This window comes from Lysinibacillus sp. COL-1 (genome assembly GCF_059814265.1).
This window is the reverse complement of sequence record NZ_JCAWSJ010000004.1, coordinates 166924-188152: the sequence shown is the minus strand read 5'-3', so window position 1 is coordinate 188152 and position 21229 is coordinate 166924. Positions and strand designations below refer to the sequence as shown.

Here is a 21229-nt window from a genome sequence, read left to right as displayed (position 1 = left end):
AATTTTTGTGAAAGGTGAAAATGGATTAACGTTGCAGGCTACTTGCTTCCCTGTGAGCCGCTTCCTCCGCTACTGCTCTTTTTAGCAAAGATTTTTAAATAAAGTGAAGGTGTCCACTACTCTTTATAGAGGGTTGTTGTCACTCATCACTTCTCCACATTGAAAATAAGAGGCTATCCTTTCTCTAATCATACAAAAATAATAGGCTATTTTGTTCACTACGGCTCGTTTGAAAGATAAGGGTAAGGTACTTTTGCACATGATTGCTTGGAGTAAAGCGGCTCATAAGACGCCACCCCGGAAAGGACGCTGGCGCAACGGCAATCAATCCCTTGGCTTTCAAAATGGCTGTTTCTACCGTTGACATCACCTTTTTCATCTATTCCTCAAGATGATGTGAGGAGGACTGAAGCATTTGCGCATAAAGGCCACCTGATTCAATTAGTTTTTGCTGAGGCCCAGCTTCAACTAACTCACCTTTTTGCATAACTAAAATCATATCGGCATTATGCACAGTGTTTAATCGATGGGCAATAACAAAACTAGTGCGACCCTGCATTAACGTATCAAGCGCCTCTTGTATCGCCATTTCCGTCACAGTATCGATACTGCTTGTCGCCTCATCCAAAAGTAAAATTTTCGGATCAGCAATAAGCGCCCTTGCTATAGAGAGTAACTGCTTCTGACCTTGTGATATCTCGCGTCCATCCGCAGCAAGAATCGTATCATAGCCATCTTTGAGCTTCATGATAAAGTCATGGGCATTCGCTTGCTTGGCAGCTTTCTCAATCTCTGCATCACTTGCATCCAGTCGACCATATCGGATATTTTCACGAACAGAAGTCTCAAATAAAAAGGGGTCCTGCAATACAAAAGCCATCTGTGAGCGAAGGGATTGACGATCTATTTGCTGTACATTTATGCCATCAAATAATACCTCACCCTTTGTTACCTCATAAAACCTTGCAATCAGTTGGAGGATTGTTGTTTTCCCAGCTCCAGTCGCACCAACAAGGGCTACCGTTTGTCCAGGTTCTACTTTAAAATTAACATTCTTTAGTGTGTAAGCTTCTTCTTCCAGCTCATATTTAAAATACACATGCTTAAACGCCACATGCCCCAATAACTGATGCTTTTGTGCTGGAACGGTTTCTGCCTCTGGTTGTTCATCAAGCAAGGCAAATACGCGCTCTGCACCAGCAATGGCTGATAGTACCGTATTGAACTGGTTTGCTAAATCATTTAAAGGACGTGTAAATTGTCGTGCATATTCAGTGAATATAACAATAACCCCTATCGACACATGCCCATATAGCGCGAGTACGCCTCCTATACCTGCAACAATTGTAAAGCTCATATTATTTAAAAAGTTCATGACTTTAGGAATATAGCCCGAGTAAGTCTGTGCCCAAAAACCGGTTCTTCTTAATCGCGAGCTTTTTTCTCGAAATTCTGCTTTCATACGCTCTTCTTGTGAGAAAGCTTTGACAATCCGCTGCCCTGAAATTGTTTCCTCTATCATCCCATTCAAAGCGCCAATAGCTACTTGCTGCTCTTTAAATAAGGGTGCTGTACGCCGTGTAATCCAGCGCATAGCCCAAAACATCAGCGGAATAATTGTCATCGTCAGCACTGTCAGCAAAGGGCTTAAACTAAGCATAATAATGACGGTTCCTCCAAGCGTAAGTACACTTGAAAACACTTGGATAAAAGAGCTATTTAAGGTAGAGCTGACAGCTTCAATATCATTCGTCATACGACTCATCAGTTCACCATGTTGGCGACGATCAAAGAATGCAACTGGTAATCGTTGAAAATGAGCAAATATACTTGTTCGTAATCTATAAATAGTCTGCTGAGCAATACCAATCATCCAATAGTTTTGTAGAAAAAGTGAAACAGCTAACAGAATATAAATACCAATTAATACACCAATCCACTTACCTAAACCTGAAAGCTTGCCATGCATAACATAATTATCAATCATTTGACCGATTAAATAAGGACCAACTAAAGCTAAAATTGAACTGAGCATCACTAGTAAAAGAACCACAATGAGGAGTGTGCGTTGTTCGTCGACAATTTTCCATAGTCGAAGCAATGTACTTTTCCAATCTGCTGCACGAGGCCCTTTCTTTTTCTTCACAGCTTGCTTCAGATCATCTTTAGTCAAAATGGGCTCATAGCCAAAAGGTTTTTGGAAAAATCCCATTAATCCTCCACCTCCTGTTGGGAGATTGCAATTTTTTTATAGAGCGTTGAAGTTTGTAAAAGCTCTTCATGTGTACCATATGCAACCACTTTTCCAGCATCGATCAGTAAAATACGGTCTGCACCTTTAGCTGTGCGAATTTTTTGTGTGACAACAAGCATTGTTGCCTTCTCTTCACTTAATGCCTCCCACAAAGACTGTTCAGTTTTAACATCTAAGGCACTTGTACTATCATCAAGCATTAAAATATGCCCCTTTCTCAAAAGAGCTCTAGCAATAGATAGTCTTTGTTTTTGGCCCCCTGATAAATTAACACCTTTTTGTCCAACCTTAGTGTCGTAACCATTTGGGAAATCTTCCACAGATGCATGTATTTGTGCCTGCATTGTAGCCTGTAGTACAGCATCCATTTCAGCCTGAGTATCTCCCCAACGTACATTATCTGCAATACTTCCAGTAAACAATAATGATTGCTGAGGGACATAACCAATGATTTCACGTAGCTCTTGCAATTCCCAGTCCTGAACATCCTGCCCTTCCACAAGAATTCTTCCTTGCGTTACTTCATAAAAACGAGGAATTAGCTGTAACAATGTTGACTTTCCAGCACCGGTTGCCCCCATAATCGCTAATTTTTCTCCTGACCTCACTTGAAAACTCACATCTGACAGGACGGGAGCATCTCCTTCTGGATAGGTAAAACAAACATGTTCAAAGGTTAGCTCTCCATATTGCATTGTGCTATCTACTTCTTCTGAGTGGGAAATATCCTCCACCTCATTTTCCATAGATAGTACTTCTGCCATACGTTCTGCGGAGGCCTTTGCACGCGCATAAAAAATAATAATAAACGCAAACATTGAAAACGAGCCGGTCATACGCATGGCATAATTGACAATAGCTACAATATCGCCAAGTGGCGTTGTCCCTGTGGCAATTTGCTTTGTACCAAACCATAAAACGGCAAGCAAGCTCATGTTCATGATGAATAATAGAACAGGCATAATATATTCCATAATGCGTAAAGCCTTTACTGTATCCATTTTTAAGCGTGAAGCAACTTCATCGAAGCGTGTAGCCTCATATGCTCCACGTAAATAGGCCTTCACTAAACGAATTGCCTGTAAATTCTCCTGTAATACCCTATTTAAACGATCTACCCTCTTCTGTACACGCCCAAAATAAGACACACCCTTCGCCACCATAAAAATAAGAAAAATAAAGATGATGGGTGCGCCTATCACTAAAAACAGCGCCAATTTGGCATTTACAACAAAGGCCATTACAATACTTCCTATAACAGCAAGCGGTGCTCGAAGCATAATACGTAAGCTCATAAACAGTACCGTTTGTACCTGTGTGACATCATTCGTTAATCTAGTAATGAGCGATGCTGTGGAAAATTTTTGATAGGTTGCTAGCGTAAAGGATTGAATTTTATCAAACATGGCATTTCGTAAATCATAAGAAAAGCTTTGTGCTGTATGAGAGGAGAAGTAAGAATTAATGACTCCCGCTATAAAGGCAACGATTGATAGTGCAAGTAAAACAGCTCCCCATTGCAAAATCATCCCTTGATTTTGGGCTCGTACACCTTCGTCAATTATTTTCGCCATAATGAGTGGCTGTACAAGCTCCACAAATAATTCTAAAAGCATTAAACATAAAGCAAAAATGGCAGTCCATTTATATGGCCTTACATAGGAAAAAACTTCTTTCACATTCTTTCCCCCTTGTCAGAGATAAAATATAAAGCTAGTTAAAAAATCCTAACCCAATAGTATATTTATGCTTTTTCGCCTGCTACCGAAAGCCAGGTTACACAAACAAGCATAACGAAAACACCTATTAATTGCCAAAAACCTAAAGATGTACCGAATACAATGACTGAAATAACCATTGCTGTTAATGGTTCGATACTGGAAAGGATACTCGTCTCCACTGCTGTAATATATTTCATACTACTTAAAAACAGAATAAAGGCTACTGTTCCAAAAAATATTAATGCCACGACTAACATAAGTATCTTAAAATCTGTTAAAACAACCCATTGGTTGGACTGCCACACACGGCTCACTAAGCCTAATGTTAAACCACCTACCAGCATGCCCCAGCCAACTACTAATAGCACACTCCACTCCTTCATTAAGCGTGCAGGATACAGTGTGTAAAATGCAAATGTTAAGCCTACTGCTATACCCCAAAGCAAGGCTTTTGGACTAATAAGCAAACTTTCAAACGAAGCGTTCGTTAGTAATAGAAATAACCCTATAAGGGTACCAATAATCCCTAACACTTGATATTTTGGTGGCCATTTCTTTAAACTAAGAGAGACATATGCCACAACAAAAATGGGCGCTAAAAATTGTAGTAAGGTCGCAAGTACTGCGTTGCTTTCATTTATAGCAGCAACAAAAGCAAATTGTACACCTAGCATCCCTGCAATACCAAAAGTAATGAGCTGTCTACCCCAGAGTTTATGCTGCCAAATACTAAAAATATTTTTTCCTGTTAACAATAAATATGTAAGTAGTAATATACCTGCAACCGATAAACGGACTGTTAACATAAAGGAGACGGTCAATGGTGTATGGTTAAGTAGCCACTCCATCAAAGGGCCAGTTGCTCCCCATAACATAGCACCCGAGACAATAAATAATATTCCTTTTAAACGTTCCATACCAATCCTGCTTCCTATATACGTACTAAAAATTGTTACTTTTCTTCAAATCTTTTCTTACACATCACGAGAAAAGTCCTATTTTTCTCCACTATCAAATATTTACAATTATATTCATAATGACTAATTCCCGATAATTAACTATAATATTAGTATATATTGATTACCCAAGGAGATCGAAAAATCATGAGTCATATGCATAAATCATTTACGATTGATGAACATTATTTAAATTCACTTCCTTTTCCTGCAATTATCATAAATCAAGATGGACAAGCGACTATCTGGGGAAAGAGCGCAGAACATCTGATTGGATTGTCAGCCGATGATATTAAAGGAAATACTACTCCATCTATACTCGAAAATCTACTACGTCAGCTTCCTGTAGAAACATTTCAGTCTATTTTACAAAATGAGGACAGTACGTATTTAGATAAAATTCAAGTATACACAACGTCAAACACAGAAATAACGACAGCCCTGTTAGCGAAGCCTTATACAGAAGAAGGAGAACGTTTTATTCTACTAATCTTTATGCTACCAGAATTAATGACGAATGCTGTTTCACATTGCAGTACATTTGTTAATATCAAGTCAGGTTTAGATGCTACATTCATGACTGTCACACTCGATCACGATGGATTTATCTTAGAATGTAATAATGAATTTTTAAAGACAAGTCAATGGACGCCAAAGCGTGTAATCGGCAAAACATTTTGGCAGTTATTCCCGGATAATGAAGCGAGCGAAAAAGTCACAAATACGATTTGGCGTAATTTAAACAATGGTCATACGTGGCAAGGCGAAGTTGAAAAAATCACAAAAATAGGCCAATCCTATTGGGTATTGCTAACAGCCATTCCTACTTTTAATCTCGAAACAAATGAACAACAATTTATCTTAATTGAAAAAGATATTACTAAATCGAAAACCATTCAACATCAGCTAGAAAAAATAGCTTATATCGATACAGAAACTGGGCTGATGAATGCACATCGACTTGAAAAAGTCATTACCAATATGATTGAAGAGCAAAGACATTTTTCTTTTGTTTATCTAAGTATTGATAAATTTTATACTTTAAAAGAATTACATGACCAACAAATCGATCAAAGCCTTATTATTGAATTTACAAATCGAATAAAAATGTATTTCCAAGATAGCACAATGGCTCGTATAAATGAAAATGATTTTGTTGTCATTACCCCTTTAAGTGAGTGGTTTATTCAAGGGTTCTTATCTTACTTACAACAGCACCCTATTTATAGCGGCAATATTGCTGTACCAATTTCTATTAGTGGTGGCATTACAAGATATCCAGAAGACCAAACAACATTCTCTCAACTTATGAAAGCCTCAATTGCTACCATTTCAACAGTGCGTGAGGCTGGTGGGGACAAAGTTGTTTCCCTGTCAACAGCAACACATAAAGCTTTAAATCGTAAAGCTTTAATTGAAAAACGGTTACTTCAAGCACTTGATCAGAAGAATTTAAAGGTACTTTATCAGCCACAAATTGATGTTTATTCTGGTAAAATTACAGCTGTTGAAGCACTTGTAAGATGGGAAGACGAGGTAATTGGCGTTGTTGCGCCTGATGAATTAATTCCGATTGCGGAAGAAACAGGCCTTATTAATAATATCGGTTCCTTTATGCTAGAAAAAGCTTGTGAGCAGGCATTACTTTGGAAAAAGGCGGGTCATGATTTAAAAGTATCTATTAACTCTTCTGTTCGCGAATTCCGCGATAAAAATATGGCAAAATCCATACTTGAAGTGCTCGCAAAAACAGGTTGTCCAGCAAATCTTCTACAAATTGAAATTACTGAAAAATTTGCTTTAGAGGCGGAAGCTGCCACATCTATCGCACAGCAAATGCGCAAGCTTGAAAACGAAGGCATCTCTTTCGTATTAGATGATTTTGGAACTGGCTATGGATCATTTAGATATATGCAGATTTTACCGATTGATACACTAAAAATTGATCAAACGTTTACGAATTCTCTATTAAAATCTGAAAAGAGCCAAAAACTTATGCATGGTATGGTACAACTTGGTAAATCTATGGAACTGAAAGTTGTAGCCGAGGGTGTCGAAACGGCTGAGCAAGCAGACCTATTAATCACATATGGTTGTGACGCCATTCAAGGCTATTATATTAGTAAGCCAGTTACACCAGATGAAATTGAAGTATTGCTTAGTAAAAAATAATAAGTAATTAAGGAGGCTGCGTTAAGCTAAACGCAGCCTCCTTCTATTTTTTATAGACCTTTTGTAATTTTACTTTACTTGAACGGACTGAACGGAAAATAAGTTGAATAATTACTTCCGCAAAGACTAGACCGATCACAATTGCACCTGTAATTAAAAATGCCTTTAGGCCATACTGTAAGCCTTGTAAGTAATCGTCCTCTACAACATTTCGCATGGCATTATATGCCATCCCTCCTGGCACCAACGGAATAATTCCACCAACGATAAAAATAATCATTGGTATTTTAAAACGTCGCGCATACAAATGGGCAACTATGGCAATGACAAACGAGCCAAAGAAAGAAGCTTTGACGACATCCATTCCTTGCTCTGTTAAAACGTAATAGATAATCCAGCCAATTACTCCAACAAGACCACAATGAAGTAATGTTTTTCTAGGAACATTAAAAAGAATGGCGATCCCAGCTGTCGCAAAAAAACTAACAATTAATTGTATAAGAATGTCCATCATCTGCATATTGTCCGCCTCCTAAAATCCTAGCGTGACGGCAATTGCTGCACCGATTGCAAAGGCTGTTAAAAAGGCCTCTGCTCCCTTTGCCATCCCTGACATAAAATGACCCGCCATTAAATCACGAACAGCATTGGTAATCAAAATACCTGGTACAAGTGGCATGACAGAACTAATAATAATTTTATCAAGTTCAGTTCCATAACCATACTTTACTGCTAAGAAGGCCACAAAGCCGAGAACAAGTGATGCCGTAAATTCAGAGAAAAACTTCACCCTTGTTAAATGGTTGATCATCACAAGTACTAGAAAACCCATCCCACCCGCTATACAAGCTACCGGAAAATCCGACCATCCTCCCTTAAACATAATCAGGAAACACCCACTTGCAAGTGCGGCTGACAAAACTTGTAAATAAGTTGGTAAAAAATAATTTGTTTTTTGTATCGACTTTAACTCGTCATAAGCTTCTTCTAATGTTATGATGTGAGATGTGAGTCTCCGAGATACTGAATTTACCAAGGCTATTTTTTGTAAATCTGTAACCCTACTGGAAATTGATGTAATTCGCGTCGGCTGTGTCTTGCCTAACGAAAAAATGATTCCAGTTGGTGTGGCATAACATTGAGCATCTGGCATATTTTGAGTATGTGCCATCCGCAGCATCGTATCCTCCACACGATATGTTTCTGCTCCACTTTCAATCATAATACGCCCTGCAAGCAACAAACAGTCAATCGTAAGTTCATTATCCGCTTCTTGTAAGACCATTACAGCTATCTGCCTCCTTCAAAAGGTTCCTTGCCAATATTATCGAACTGCCAATAAAAACTCAACTGAAAATTTCAGCATAAACAGTTAGCTTTCTTTCAATTTAATTTTCATGAATTAACAATTATTGAGCATGTTTTTTCTATTTTAGTAGGTATTTTACAACCACTTTAAAAGAAGTACAACAACATTCGATTGATACCCTATAGAAGGATAGCCGATTTAAAATAATTACTATAAATTAACATTAAAAGATCCGTAATTTGTATAACTTTTTTAATGATTAACACGTCTGATTGTATAGAGAATAAAAAAGAGGGGAGCGTATCCAACACCATGCAGGAACGCAGAAAAAAACGCGGTCCAATAATTGATTTTTTATTACTGGGCCTTATTGTAACCTTAACAACAGTTATACTAGTTATTATCCTATCAAAGGATGAATTTAAGTTTCAAAAGATTAGTGCTTCAAAAGAAGAATCTAAGACAGAATCGGTCAATAGTAATTTATCGACTGAAAGTTCTGCGTTTCCAGGCATACGTATTGTTACAGACGTTTCTAATGATAAACGAACACCATTTGCTATACATTACCCACAAACAGATAACAAAGTTTTTAATGACGCCGTATTACAATACATATCGGATTCAAAAGAAAACTATCTAGCATCTATGAAAAAAAATAAAGATAAAGAAGCTATGGGTGAATTAAATATTAGTCTTGAAACATTTCCATACCGAGAGCATTATTATTCCTTTGTTCTAACAAAAATGGAGTACCTTGGTGGAGCTAATCATGAAGTCTCAACGAAAACATTCTTCATTAATAACGAAACAGGCGAGCAAATTACAATTCAAACCCTTCTACAAAATGACGAGAACAACTTATCAACGTTAGCTGCCAATGTACGAAAGGATTTGCAGAAAAACCTTCAAATAAAGGATGAGCTTTTCACTGATGAATTACTGAAAGCTACAGAGCCAAAATGGTCTAACTTCAATCGCTTTGCTATTGTCGACGATTCATTACAATTCTATTTCAATGAATATGAGATTGCTAGCGGAGCAGCAGGTGCCCCAATAGTGAAACTACCCCTTTCACTTATTAACCCATTGTTAGCCTCTGAGTTTCAAATTGCTATGGAAAATGTAAAACCAACAAATCCACCGCCTACAGGTGATCCGAATAAGAAACGTATTGCATTAACATTTGATGATGGTCCACATCCAAAAGTGACAGAACAAATTTTAAACATTCTCGATAAGTATCACGCAAAAGCAACCTTCTTTATGCTCGGTAGTCGAGTACAATATTATCCTGATATTGCAAGAGATGTATTGGCGCGGGGCCATGAAATTGGCAATCATTCGTGGAACCACCCTGTCTTAACAAAGCTTACACAAGAGCAAGTGATGAAAGAGTACAATACTACAGCCAATGAAATAGAAAAGGCAATTAATCATGGTGCTACAGTTTTCAGACCACCTTATGGTGCAACTAATGACACGATTAATGCCGAGATCCCTATACCTGTAGTGCTATGGTCGATTGATACATTGGATTGGAAGCATCGCAATGCACAGCAATTATTGCCACATGTAAAAAATAATTTGCACAATAATGCCATTGTCCTAATGCACGATATACATCAATCTACTGCGGATGGACTTGATGCTGTCCTTGCCTATTTACAGGAGCAAGGTTATGAATTCGTAACGGTATCAGAAATACTACCATATCGTCAATAGTATGAACCTTTTCATATATTCAATGAAAAAGTCCAATGAATTTTTAAACGAATTCATTGGACTTTTCTTATTATTTTATTGTTAATGTATCTAAAGGCTTGAAGTCATTTAGCTGATAGCTCTTTACCTCGTTACGCGCTATTGTATAAAGAGCATCATCTATATAGACTACTCGTTGTACAACCTGCTCCCAATTCTCATATGGCTCATTAGTATTACGATTGATTATATTTCCTTTTAAAACAATCCCTTTATCAGCAGTAATTTCATAAATTTGAGCACCATGACCTTGGTACACAATCTCATCACCCTTACCTGCATCATACAGTACTACTGGGAAGCCAAAATAATTGAATTCCTTATTGCGGAATAGCGCTTTCGGATTATATTGCACATCAGAGTAAGAGCCTTTCCCACCGATTTTTACTGTCGATTGTTCTTTTGGGTTACTGAAGTCTGACACATCAAATAGTGACATCTTCATATTGGTTGTCACCGTAAAATTACGTTTCGTATAAGCATCATAGCGTTGCTCTGTATCATAACCAATGCCCATTAAATGTGTTTCATCTATTGGATGTAAGTAATTACTGAAGCCTGGAATCTTCAATTCCCCTAATACTGCTGGCTTTTTTGGATTTGCTACATCAATGACAAATAGTGGATCTACTTGTTTAAATGTCACTACATATGCTTTTTCTCCCATAAAACGAGCAGAATATATTTTTTCTCCAGGCGCCATATCCTTTACCGAACCAAGTGGTTTTAAATGTTCATCTAAAATAAAGAGGTGATTATAGGAAGTACTTTTCTCATCCCACGTATTGCCCTCGGTTGTAAAGATTCGGAAATTACCTTTGTATTCGTCCATTGAATACTGATTTAAGACAGTTCCCTTTACTTCTGTACTTCCAGCAAAATTTAAAGTCGTTCCATCTACATTCCACTTAAAAATCTGAGTGTCTGCTGACCTAGGTAGCCAAATCATATCCATAACTCGTTTATTGGATGGAGCAGCCTGATTATTTTCATAAATTGGTGTCGTTAAATATAGGGCATTTTCTGACATATAAAGACCACTACTTCCACCTAAATACCCTTTTGTATTGGCTGTTGTCTTAGCTCCATTTTTTAAATCGACAGCTGTAATTAAACTATAGGTACCATCCATTGTATTAGGTAATATAGAGATTTTTTCTAAAGGTAGGCTTGTGTACGCTGATCCTGCTACACTATCAAATGTTTTAGGCTTTAATTCGGCTTTTTTGTCTTCTTGCAGCATCCAATAATTCGGATACATATTACCAATTATATATAATGTGTCCTTCGTAATACGAATATCCTGTAAAAAGCCTTCTTGCCCAACATGACGTACATGCTTTGGATTGCCTGGATTCGAAATATCATAAAATGAGGCTGTTACCATGGCTGTACCAGCCTTTTCAATATATTCATCCCCAATGGCAATTAATAGATTGTCATATAATGCAAGCTTAGAAATATATTGTGACTCTTTTAGTGTAATGCTTGTCGCTAACTTCAAATGCTTAGGATCTTTAGCATTGACAACCGTAATACTCTGATCCTTTACACTGTAAATAAAGCCGTCTTTTACGACAACAATATCACCCTCTTCTACACCGTCTACTTGGTTATTGGTTGTAGACTCGTTATTAGCAGTGGCTTTATCTTCACTTGCTGCACTTTCAGCTTTCTCTTCCTCTCCCCATCCAACTCTTTGAGTCGTTAACAGCTTTTTAAAATATTGCTGGAGCTCTTTTTCAGATTTGACGGCTGTTAACGTTTCAATAATAGTAAATGAAATCGTCTGTGAAGAGACATTCAGCCCCCCTTGTGCGAAGGCTTCCTTTTTCACATGTAATTGATAATTCCCTGGTGCTAACTTCTTGACCACTATTGTTTTTTGATCTTCTAATAATTCAATTGTTGCAGGCACTTTTTGGCCTTTTGCCGTTGTAATAAAGACATAGTCCTCTGTAATCTTGTTTTTCTTTAAAGCTACTGAAAAAGATGCTTGCCAGCTTTGTGTAGCCATGCTGGTGCTAGCGGCCTTTGCAGTCACATCCGTATTCACCATCCATGTGAAAACGCCAGGCACGATAGCTACAACAAGTATCAACATAATTACCAACCATTTGTTTTTCATCATTTTTCCTCTCTTTCATTTACTTGTTTATCCATTAGACTAATAAAAAATCGGAAAGTTACATTTTTCTGAATTTTTTAATGTAGGTTATGACTTCACAAAAAAACAAGGGGGGAATACTCCCTCCCCCCTCGTTTATTCTTCAAACGGCCATTTCGGCAACATGTTTGATAAAGACTTATCTCGACGTCTTCCTAATACATAATCAGCCTGCATAATGGTATGAATTTCACGGGTTCCTTCATAAATAACAGGTGCTTTTGAGTTTCGTAAATAACGGGCAACTGGATATTCATCTGAATAGCCATATGCACCATGAATCTGTACTGCATCATCAGCAGCCTTATTGGCAAAGTCACACGCTTGCCACTTTGCTAAGGATGTCTCGCGAGTATTTCGAACACCTTTATTTTTCAGTTCACCTACGCGATAGACAAGAAGACGACTCATTTGATAGCCGGCTTCCATATTAGCAATCATTTGTCCAACAAGCTGGTGCTCTCCAATAGGCTTACCAAATGTCTCTCGTTCATGACAATATTTCACACTAGCCTCTATACAAGCTTGGATTAAACCAACGGCACCTGCCGCTACTGTAAATCGACCATTATCAAGCGCAGACATGGCAATTTTGAAGCCTTCACCCTCTTCACCAAGTCGGTTTTCAACTGGCACACGTAAATCTTCAAAAAAGAGCTCACCTGTATTACCAGCACGAATACCATACTTTCCTTTAATCGCTTTTGACGTAAAGCCAGCCATCGAACGTTCTACAATGAACGCACTAATCCCATGATGTTTCTTCGATTTGTCTGTATAGGCAAAAACGAGAAAATGATCTGCGATATCACATAAGGAAATCCATGTTTTCTGCCCATTGAGGGTATAATGATCGCCATCACGGACAGCTGTTGTTGACATGGCAGCTACATCAGACCCAGCGCCTGGTTCTGTAAGACCAAATGCTCCAATACGAACACCTTTAGCCTGCGGAACAAGGTAGCGCTGCTTTTGCTCTTCAGTACCCCACTGCATTAAGGTCATGCTATTTAAGCCCGTGTGGACAGATACAGCTGTGCGAAATGCTGTATCTCCCCGTTCAAGTTCCTCACATACGATGGCAAGAGCATTATAATCCATACCACTACCACCGTATTGTTCAGGAACACAAACACCCATTAAGCCTAACTCAGCAAGCCTTGACCAAATTTTAGCATCAAAGCCTCCATCAGCATCCCACTTTGCAATGTAGGGAATGATTTCTTCATCAACAAACTGTCTTACCGTTTTTCGTAGCATTTCCTGTTCAGTGGACATTTCAAAATTCATGGTTAGCACCTACCATTTCACGATCATAGCAGACTTATGTGATGTCTCTTTAATCACCACGCCACGTTTAGCCATCTCTTCGATATACGTATCACCAGGAACTATTGCTTCAGGTGGAAATACACCATGCTCTGTAATAGCACCCGCTCCTATCATCTGCGCTACAACAGAAATGGTATTAGCAGTAGCACGAGCCATGGCTGTTTCATTAATTGTCATATCCTTACGTACAACCATTTCATATTCATACGTTACCTGCTGTTGTGCTTTTTCACCAGCTACAATGACACGTAACAGTACAGCATCTGGTTTTGTGCCCAGTTCAAGCTTCTTTTTAAGCGCCTCTCGTACAACGGCACGAACAGGTACTTCTTGATTATCAACTTCTACCTTATTAGTGGAATCAAGGAATCCTAAGTCAGCTAAAAGCTTAAATTTCTCTGCGTGACCTTTATAGCGGATCGTTTTATATTCTAATGTGCGGACATTGGGGAATGTCTTATACAATGTGGAAATGCCACCAGATGTATAAAATGCCTCTAGCACACCGAAGTCATCAAAATAAATAGGTTCAACGCCAGACAGGGATGGAACTTCTTCAAGCTTGCCCTTCTGAATCGTTTTGGAAGGCTCTGTATAATGATCGAATACGCCATCTAAAGAAAACACACGTGTATAATGAAGTGGAGGCTTTGGATCAGTTGGAATACCACCTACAAATAGTTTAATAGAATCGACATCATCTAATTTCGATGCACCATAGCCAGCAAGAATATTAATCATACCTGGCGCAACACCTAAGTCCGGAATGATTGTGACACCTTTTGCTTTTGCTTCCTCATGAAGATCTAATATCTTCTCTGTCACACCACCAATATGACCGCCTAAATCTACGGAATGTACGCCTGCCTCAATCGCTGCTCTCGCTACTCGCTCATTGAACGAATAAAATAGCGCATTGACGACAACGTCACCCTTAGACATAACGTCCATTAATGAATCATCACGCTCTGCATGAAGCTCCACAACCTCCACTTTATTAGAGTCTAGCGTATCTACAAAATCCTGTGCTACTTTTACATCGATATCCCCTAAAAACACACTCTCCACTTTATCATTTTTTATTAAATCACGAGCTACCTCTTTACCCATTAAACCTGCACCTAATACAACAACTTTCATCAAGAACATCCCCTTTCGTTGATCTGTTACTCTGTATCGATTTGTGCTCTTTGTAATTTACCGCTGTAGTCTACATAAATACTCTTCCATTCTGTGTAAACATCTAGGGCCGCTACACCTGAATCACGGTGTCCATTACCAGTCCCTTTTGTGCCACCAAATGGCAAATGGATTTCAGCACCTGTTGTGCCTGCATTTACATAAACAATACCTGTGTCCAAATCACGTTGTGCGCGGAAAATTGTATTTACATCTTGTGAGAAAATGGAGCTAGATAAGCCAAACTTCACACCATTATTTACTTCAATTGCTTCTTCCAAGCTTGCTACTTCAATGATAGAAACGACTGGGCCAAAGATTTCTTCTTGGGCAATAATCATGTCAGGCTTCACATTTGTAAACAGAGTTGGCTCATAATAGAACCCTTTATCGTAAGGTGGTTCATTTAATATTCTGCCCCCTGCTAATAATGTGGCTCCCTCTTGTTTGCCTATTTGCACATAGTGATTAATCTTTTCCAATGCGGCTTTATTAATCACTGGCCCGATTTTAACGTCCTTTTCTAGACCATCGCCAATTGTTAGCTTTTGCATTTCATCTAAGAGACGCTTTTCTAATTGTTCTTTTACATCTTTATGCACAATGACTCGGCTACATGCTGTACACCTTTGTCCAGCAGTACCAAATGCACTCCATAAAATCCCTTCTGTAGCTAGCTGTAAATCGGCGTCATTCATGACAATGACAGCATTTTTTCCACCCATTTCTAAAGAAATCTTTTTCAAGTGCTTACCGCCAAGCTCGGCTACTTTACTACCCGTTGTCGTAGAACCAGTAAAGGAAATAACCTTGACATCAGGGTGTTCAATTAACGCTGTCCCTACTGTAGGCCCTGTACCAAACACAATATTAGCGACTCCATCTGGTAAGCCCACTTCTTCAAAAATTTTACCCATTTCATAGGCCATCATCGGTGTCTCATTCGATGGTTTCCAAATAAATGTATTCCCCGCAACAATGGCAGGAAATGACTTCCACGTTGCAATGGCAACGGGGAAATTCCAAGGCGTAATGAGTGCCACAACACCAATCGGTGCCCTTACACTCATGGCAAATTTATTGGCAAGCTCCGATGGTGTTGTTTCGCCAAACAATCTTCGACCCTCACCAGCCATATAATAAGCCATATCAATTCCTTCTTGCACTTCTCCCCTAGCCTCTTCAATTACCTTGCCCATCTCTTTTGTTAAAACGGTCGCCAAATATTCTTTCTTCTCTTTCATTTTGAGACCGATGGCATATAAATAGTCTGCACGCTTTGGCGCTGGTACAAGTGCCCAGCTCTTTTGTGCTTGTTTGGCAGCAGCTACAGCCTCATCTACCTCATTTGAAGTAGAACGTGGTATGGTAGCAAGCTGCTCACCATTTGCAGGGTTCGTCACTGCTATACTTTGTAAATGTGAATGTGTGACCCATTTACCGCCAATATAGTTTTTAATCTCCACTACATACACCCCCTGAAATACTCTATGATGCCTCGGCTGTTGTACCAGTTGTATTCCATTGGTACAGCGTCTGTAACAGAATGAAATATGTCAATATTCCGAATTTTCTAGATGCAATATACCTGGTCATACTAGCATTTACCTAATAATCGGTGACAACTACCAGAGGCTTTATTTTCATCTAACGTCATTACCTCCATATAGAGGATGACTTCTAAATTTAGAAGCCACTTAAGGTTATGTATATTCACAATACCCTTCGTTATATGAAAATAAATAATACACATTCTAGTTTTTTATATTCGACATTTTCTAGCTAATTCCCTTTTTTTCTAAAATATTTAATTTCCTATTGAAACTAATGTGATTTATAATCGTATACAATATCATTAAATTTACTTTTGGAGGAATCCCTTTATGAATAATCATGAAATTGACTACAAGTTATTTGGTGACGACATGCAATATGTGCAAGTTGAGCTTGATCCTCAAGAAACAGTTGTTGCAGAAGCAGGAGCTTTAATGATGATGGATGACTCGATCCATATGGAAACTATTTTTGGTGATGGCTCACGAGGTAGCTCACAAAGTGGTCTAATGGGGAAATTATTTGGTGCTGGAAAACGACTAATTACTGGTGAAAGTTTATTCATGACGACATTCACAAATGTTGGTGCAGGTAAAAAGCATGTTTATTTCGCTTCACCATACCCAGGTAAGATTATTCCAATGGATTTAAGCCAATTGAACGGTAAAATCATTTGTCAAAAGGATGCATTCTTAGCAGCAGCTAAAGGTGTTTCTGTTGGCGTTGAGTTTCAGAAAAAAATCGGTGTAGGCTTCTTTGGCGGTGAAGGCTTTATTATGCAAAAGCTTGAGGGAGACGGTATGGCATTTGTACATGCAGGTGGAGCGATTCACGAAAAAACGTTACAGCCGGGAGAAGTGCTACGTGTAGATACAGGATGTTTGGTGGCGATGACATCAAATGTAGATTACAATATCGAGATGGTTGGAGGCGTAAAAACTGCACTATTTGGTGGAGAAGGGATCTTCTTTGCTACACTACGCGGCCCAGGGACTGTGTGGGTACAATCATTACCATTTAGCCGTTTAGCAAGTCGTGTCTTTGCAGCAGCACCTATTTCGCAAGGCGGGGGCGGTCAATCTAAAGGTGAAGGCGGCATCGGTGGCATATTCGATTTATTCAATAAATAAGAAAACATAAGGCTGGAACAAAAAATGTTTCAACCAACAAAAATACCGAACTATCCAATGAAACACTTATAAAGTGTTTCGGAATAGTTCGGTTTTTCTATTTGTCATGTTTTGTTATTAAGAAATTATTCGACTTTTTGAAAGAACAATTTAGAGCAAACTTAGTGAGTGAAGTGGCTCATCGGACGCCCCCTGGAAAGGACGCTGGCGGAACGGAAATCAATCCCTCACCTTGCCAAAAAGTTTTTTCTGCTATTGCCATCGTCTTTTTTCAACAACATGTGTAGCATATCAGCAGATGATATGCTCCTCTTTTTTAATCAATTCGATTGGAGATTGCCTTGCCTTGTCCATAAGCAGTCAATGCTTTCACATTTAACATCAGCATGGCTGTTCTCGTTTCTAATGACGCGCTACCGATATGTGGCAGAGCTACAACATTTGGAAGAGTTAATAAAGGATGGTCCATCGCAATCGGTTCTTGTTCAAACACATCTAGCCCGGCAGCCCACAGCTTACCATTTTTCAAAACATCATACAGGGCAGCCTCATCAATGATTCCACCACGGGAAGCATTAATTAATACGGCATCTTCCTTCATCAAAGCTAGTTCCTGTGCCCCAATGAGTCCTTCCGTATCAGTATTATAAGGTGTCATAATCACAACAAAATCAGATTGCTTTAAAAGGTCTTCCAATGAAACATACTGGAAGCCATACATTTCTTCCGCTTCATGCCGACGTCTGCGATTATTATATAAGATTTTCATATCAAAACCTTTTGCTCTTCTAGCAACAGCTTGGCCAATTCGCCCCATGCCAATAATTCCTATTGTTGCTCCTGATACATCCTTACCAACCAGTTGCATTGGATACCAGCTGTTCCATTTGCCTTCACGTAAATATCTTTCACTTTCTGGAATTCTACGTGCAGTTGCAAGCAGTAAGCCAAATACTAAATCCGCAGTCGTATTGGTTAAGACACCTGGTGTATTTGTCGCCATAATGCCTTGTTTCCGTAAAGCTTTCACATCAATATTATTATAGCCAACTGCTAAATTGGTAACTAATTTCAAATTGGGTGCATGTGAAAGTAACTCTTCATCTACTTGATCGGCTATCGTTACCCATAGCACCTCACAGTCAGCGACAGCTGCTAGCAATTTGTCTCGTGGAATAACCAGGTCTTCTTCTTCCCACTGCGAGATTTCATAAAACTCCTGTAATGGTTCAACAATATGTGTAGGAAATTTACGTGTTATAAATAATTTCTTTTTCATGCTCCAAAAACACCCCTCTACTCATTTCCCTAATTCGCCTATAGCGTAACACTTAAAACAAGCATTTTCTAGTCTGTATCCTTCCATAACTGATAGTTATTAGCTAATTCATCAGCCTCATTTTTAGTTTATCCGTGTAATACATCATTCTATCCTAATCCACAGCACGAAAAAAACTATGCATAGATTGTATGCATAGTTTCAGACTGTAGACAAAGTCGATTTTTTTAAATTTGGACGGCTATAAGCACAATTCTTTTTAGATTTAAAGTGAAGGTATTCACTACTCTTTGGAGAGGTGTTGTCACTCATCACTTCTCCGCGGGCTATCCATTCTCAAATCGTACAAATAATGGACTATTTTGTTCACTACGGCTCGTATGAAAGAGAAGGAAAAGACACTTTTGCACATGGTTGATTGGAGTAAAACGGATCATCGGACGCCCCCCAGAAAGGACGCTGGCGGAACGGATATCAACCCCTCGCCTTTCAAAATGGCTGTTTCTGCCGTTGACATCACCTTTTTTCTATTAAAATTCTTTAATTGTTGTATTTAAGCGATTGGCCACTTTCTCTAATTCTCCAGAAGATTCACCAATAGTTTCAATAATCTTTACTAATTCAGCTATTTGACTACCAACATTTTGAAAATTAGAGATAGAATCTTCCACAGAACCAGAAATCGCATCAAATGCTTTTAGCGACTCGGCATTACGTTCAATACTACTATTCACGAGTTGCTGTATATCCTGAATGGCTTGTACCACCTGTGTTGTAATACCATTCGACATCATAATTAGTTCAGCTATTTGTTCGACTGAGCTTTTCGTTTGATCAGCAAGCTTACCTACTTCATTTGCAACGACTGCGAAGCCCTTACCATGTTCGCCAGCACGTGCTGCTTCAATTGCAGAGTTCAGCGCAAGTAAATTGGTTTGCCCTGAGATGCTTTTCACAATTTCTACAACTGCATTAATTTTGGAAGAAGAGGCATCTAACTGCTCCACCATATTAGCCATCTCAACTGTTTTATGATGAATTTTTCCAGTTTGCTCATTGATAGATACAATTTTAGTATAACCTTCACTAGACACCTTTTGCATAGATTGTGCCTCTTGCATACTATCTGTCAAAGAATCATTGACATGCTGTGCACTATAAACAAGTTGTGTTACTGTTTCAGTCGTATTTTGAGATTGAACCTCCAACTGTGTTGAAATGCCGCCTATGACATCCTTTACATGCTCCCTAACGCTATTGCGTTGTTTCTCTATTAATATGCTGGCATAGTTATCGTATTCTTCCAAAACAATTTGCTGCTCGAAATTACATATTTTACTAACAGCATCACAAAATTTCTCTTCCTCGTCTTTAGATAGTCGAAGCTCATAAATAATTTTACGTAGTGATTTTTCAAGAATGTAAAAGGCTGCTAAATACCATTTAGGATAGAGATTAATCTTCACATGCATCTTTGCCACACGGCTTCGCTTCTCTAAAAAAGCTTCATCTATACGCCCCTCAAACATTTCAATAATATGATGGCGTAATGTTTGCCGTAAGCGCTCGCTAGAACTATGCTTTTGTATCACAGCCTGTAAAGAGGGCACGCTTTCAATAGCATGATAAAATGCACCAACCACCTCAACAACGTTTCTTTCCACATAAGGCTTTAAGCTTTTAATCAATTGAAGGTCGTTTACACTTAATCCTACAAGATTTAACTGAAATAAACGTTCTGGCTCTTCTATAAAAATACCGACAGCTGCTTCATCACTAATTTCAATTGTATTTTTCTTAGATCTATTTACAATTTGAAACATTTTCTCCACCTCATATTATAATCATATACCGAACTAAGTCTATTATCCTAAATGCTATTAAATAACAACAAATATTTGGACATTCTATGTATCAATTATAATCTCAAAATAAACAAATGAATAATAAAGAGGTAAATGATAGCTATTATCATTATAATCCTCTATACATTTGTACTATTCAATAAGTCTTTATAACTATTTTACTCATTTTTCAAAAAAATTATGGTTGGAGTAATAAATTTAACGTAAAAAAAGCACTGCTTCTTATCATGATATGTTCCCCATTAGGTAGAGGAAAGTCTTTATACAAAAGAAGGAGTTTGTCGAATGTTTTCCGTTAATCTAAGTATTTTAAGAGTTTGGCACACTAAATTAATTCAGCTAGTCATCTGCTCTTTTATACCAACATAGTCATTAATAGCAAATAGTAGAGACTCAAGTTCTCTATATGAAGGACGGTTAGATAATCTTCCATTTATTTTTACATCCACTCTATTCAGTCCACTACTTTTCGGCTGCTGATTTATAAGGTCTTCCCTTCCATGTTCCTTACACCATCTTTCTCCAAATTTCACACTATCCCCGCGTT

14 protein-coding genes are annotated in these 21229 nt (G+C 38.4%); 3 read left to right on the top strand and 11 right to left on the bottom strand.

The window, feature by feature from the left end; genetic code table 11:
• Window positions 1-379 precede the first annotated feature (379 nt).
• The 3 genes from AC6BKE_RS09315 to AC6BKE_RS09305 all read right to left on the bottom strand — a co-directional run bounded on the left by AC6BKE_RS09315 (window position 380) and on the right by AC6BKE_RS09305 (window position 4892).
• The gene (locus AC6BKE_RS09315) at window positions 380-2212 is read right to left on the bottom strand and encodes an ABC transporter ATP-binding protein (protein WP_271912233.1); all 1833 of its coding nucleotides are present in this window, start codon (window positions 2210-2212) and stop codon (window positions 380-382) included.
• Entirely contained in the window at window positions 2212-3933 is a 1722-nt protein-coding gene (locus tag AC6BKE_RS09310; RefSeq protein ID WP_036117703.1) for an ABC transporter ATP-binding protein, read from the bottom strand. Before AC6BKE_RS09310 ends, AC6BKE_RS09315 begins: the two co-directional genes overlap by 1 nt.
• Before the next feature lie 65 nt (window positions 3934-3998).
• Window positions 3999-4892 (bottom strand): DMT family transporter, encoded by an 894-nt coding sequence (locus tag AC6BKE_RS09305; protein WP_036117705.1) that lies wholly within the window; start codon window positions 4890-4892, stop codon window positions 3999-4001.
• A 186-nt stretch (window positions 4893-5078) separates the two neighbouring features.
• On the opposite strand from AC6BKE_RS09305, the gene AC6BKE_RS09300 reads away from it, so the two are divergent.
• The gene (locus AC6BKE_RS09300) at window positions 5079-7103 is read left to right on the top strand and encodes an EAL domain-containing protein (RefSeq protein WP_330493625.1); all 2025 of its coding nucleotides are present in this window, start codon (window positions 5079-5081) and stop codon (window positions 7101-7103) included.
• 43 nt (window positions 7104-7146) lie between these two features.
• On the opposite strand, the gene AC6BKE_RS09295 is transcribed toward AC6BKE_RS09300, so the two are convergent.
• Both AC6BKE_RS09295 and AC6BKE_RS09290 read right to left on the bottom strand, forming a co-directional pair.
• Window positions 7147-7614 (bottom strand): threonine/serine exporter family protein, encoded by a 468-nt coding sequence (locus tag AC6BKE_RS09295; RefSeq protein ID WP_170829849.1) that lies wholly within the window; start codon window positions 7612-7614, stop codon window positions 7147-7149.
• Window positions 7615-7635: 21 nt separating this feature from the next.
• Window positions 7636-8388, bottom strand: coding sequence for a threonine/serine exporter family protein (locus AC6BKE_RS09290; protein WP_036117711.1), 753 nt, complete (start codon window positions 8386-8388; stop codon window positions 7636-7638).
• 336 nt (window positions 8389-8724) lie between these two features.
• Between AC6BKE_RS09290 and AC6BKE_RS09285 the strand changes: the two genes are divergently transcribed.
• Window positions 8725-10137, top strand: a complete 1413-nt coding sequence (locus AC6BKE_RS09285; RefSeq protein ID WP_036117713.1) for a polysaccharide deacetylase family protein — start codon at window positions 8725-8727, stop codon at window positions 10135-10137.
• 70 nt (window positions 10138-10207) lie between these two features.
• On the opposite strand, the gene AC6BKE_RS09280 is transcribed toward AC6BKE_RS09285, so the two are convergent.
• The 4 genes from AC6BKE_RS09280 to AC6BKE_RS09265 all read right to left on the bottom strand — a co-directional run bounded on the left by AC6BKE_RS09280 (window position 10208) and on the right by AC6BKE_RS09265 (window position 16320).
• A complete protein-coding gene (locus tag AC6BKE_RS09280; RefSeq protein ID WP_499856642.1) occupies window positions 10208-12304 on the bottom strand; it encodes a beta-propeller domain-containing protein in 2097 nt (698 codons plus the stop codon).
• 135 nt (window positions 12305-12439) lie between these two features.
• Window positions 12440-13633 (bottom strand): acyl-CoA dehydrogenase family protein, encoded by a 1194-nt coding sequence (locus tag AC6BKE_RS09275; protein ID WP_340810251.1) that lies wholly within the window; start codon window positions 13631-13633, stop codon window positions 12440-12442.
• 9 nt (window positions 13634-13642) lie between these two features.
• Window positions 13643-14815: a saccharopine dehydrogenase family protein gene (locus AC6BKE_RS09270; protein ID WP_036117720.1), complete on the bottom strand. Its 1173-nt coding sequence runs from the start codon at window positions 14813-14815 to the stop codon at window positions 13643-13645.
• A gap of 26 nt (window positions 14816-14841) precedes the next feature.
• Window positions 14842-16320, bottom strand: a complete 1479-nt coding sequence (locus tag AC6BKE_RS09265) for an aldehyde dehydrogenase family protein (protein WP_036117723.1) — start codon at window positions 16318-16320, stop codon at window positions 14842-14844.
• A gap of 417 nt (window positions 16321-16737) precedes the next feature.
• Here AC6BKE_RS09265 and AC6BKE_RS09260 point away from each other — a divergent pair, with 417 nt between their 5' ends.
• Window positions 16738-17538 (top strand): TIGR00266 family protein, encoded by an 801-nt coding sequence (locus tag AC6BKE_RS09260; RefSeq protein WP_089933090.1) that lies wholly within the window; start codon window positions 16738-16740, stop codon window positions 17536-17538.
• A 316-nt stretch (window positions 17539-17854) separates the two neighbouring features.
• On the opposite strand, the gene AC6BKE_RS09255 is transcribed toward AC6BKE_RS09260, so the two are convergent.
• Window positions 17855-18817 (bottom strand): 2-hydroxyacid dehydrogenase, encoded by a 963-nt coding sequence (locus tag AC6BKE_RS09255; protein ID WP_499856639.1) that lies wholly within the window; start codon window positions 18815-18817, stop codon window positions 17855-17857.
• 530 nt (window positions 18818-19347) lie between these two features.
• Window positions 19348-20640, bottom strand: coding sequence for a protoglobin domain-containing protein (locus AC6BKE_RS09250; protein ID WP_499856637.1), 1293 nt, complete (start codon window positions 20638-20640; stop codon window positions 19348-19350).
• Window positions 20641-21229: the final 589 nt, after the last annotated feature.

Coding starts and splice junctions, on each gene's coding strand:
- AC6BKE_RS09270 (WP_036117720.1), bottom strand. CDS start 14,815: ATGAAAGTTGTTGTATTAGGTGCAGGTTTAATGGGTAAAGAGGTAGCT.
- AC6BKE_RS09305 (WP_036117705.1), bottom strand. CDS start 4,892: ATGGAACGTTTAAAAGGAATATTATTTATTGTCTCGGGTGCTATGTTA.
- AC6BKE_RS09250 (WP_499856637.1), bottom strand. CDS start 20,640: ATGTTTCAAATTGTAAATAGATCTAAGAAAAATACAATTGAAATTAGT.
- AC6BKE_RS09280 (WP_499856642.1), bottom strand. CDS start 12,304: ATGAAAAACAAATGGTTGGTAATTATGTTGATACTTGTTGTAGCTATC.
- AC6BKE_RS09260 (WP_089933090.1), top strand. CDS start 16,738: ATGAATAATCATGAAATTGACTACAAGTTATTTGGTGACGACATGCAA.
- AC6BKE_RS09255 (WP_499856639.1), bottom strand. CDS start 18,817: ATGAAAAAGAAATTATTTATAACACGTAAATTTCCTACACATATTGTT.
- AC6BKE_RS09300 (WP_330493625.1), top strand. CDS start 5,079: ATGAGTCATATGCATAAATCATTTACGATTGATGAACATTATTTAAAT.
- AC6BKE_RS09315 (WP_271912233.1), bottom strand. CDS start 2,212: ATGGGATTTTTCCAAAAACCTTTTGGCTATGAGCCCATTTTGACTAAA.
- AC6BKE_RS09295 (WP_170829849.1), bottom strand. CDS start 7,614: ATGGACATTCTTATACAATTAATTGTTAGTTTTTTTGCGACAGCTGGG.
- AC6BKE_RS09285 (WP_036117713.1), top strand. CDS start 8,725: ATGCAGGAACGCAGAAAAAAACGCGGTCCAATAATTGATTTTTTATTA.
- AC6BKE_RS09275 (WP_340810251.1), bottom strand. CDS start 13,633: ATGAATTTTGAAATGTCCACTGAACAGGAAATGCTACGAAAAACGGTA.
- AC6BKE_RS09290 (WP_036117711.1), bottom strand. CDS start 8,388: ATGGTCTTACAAGAAGCGGATAATGAACTTACGATTGACTGTTTGTTG.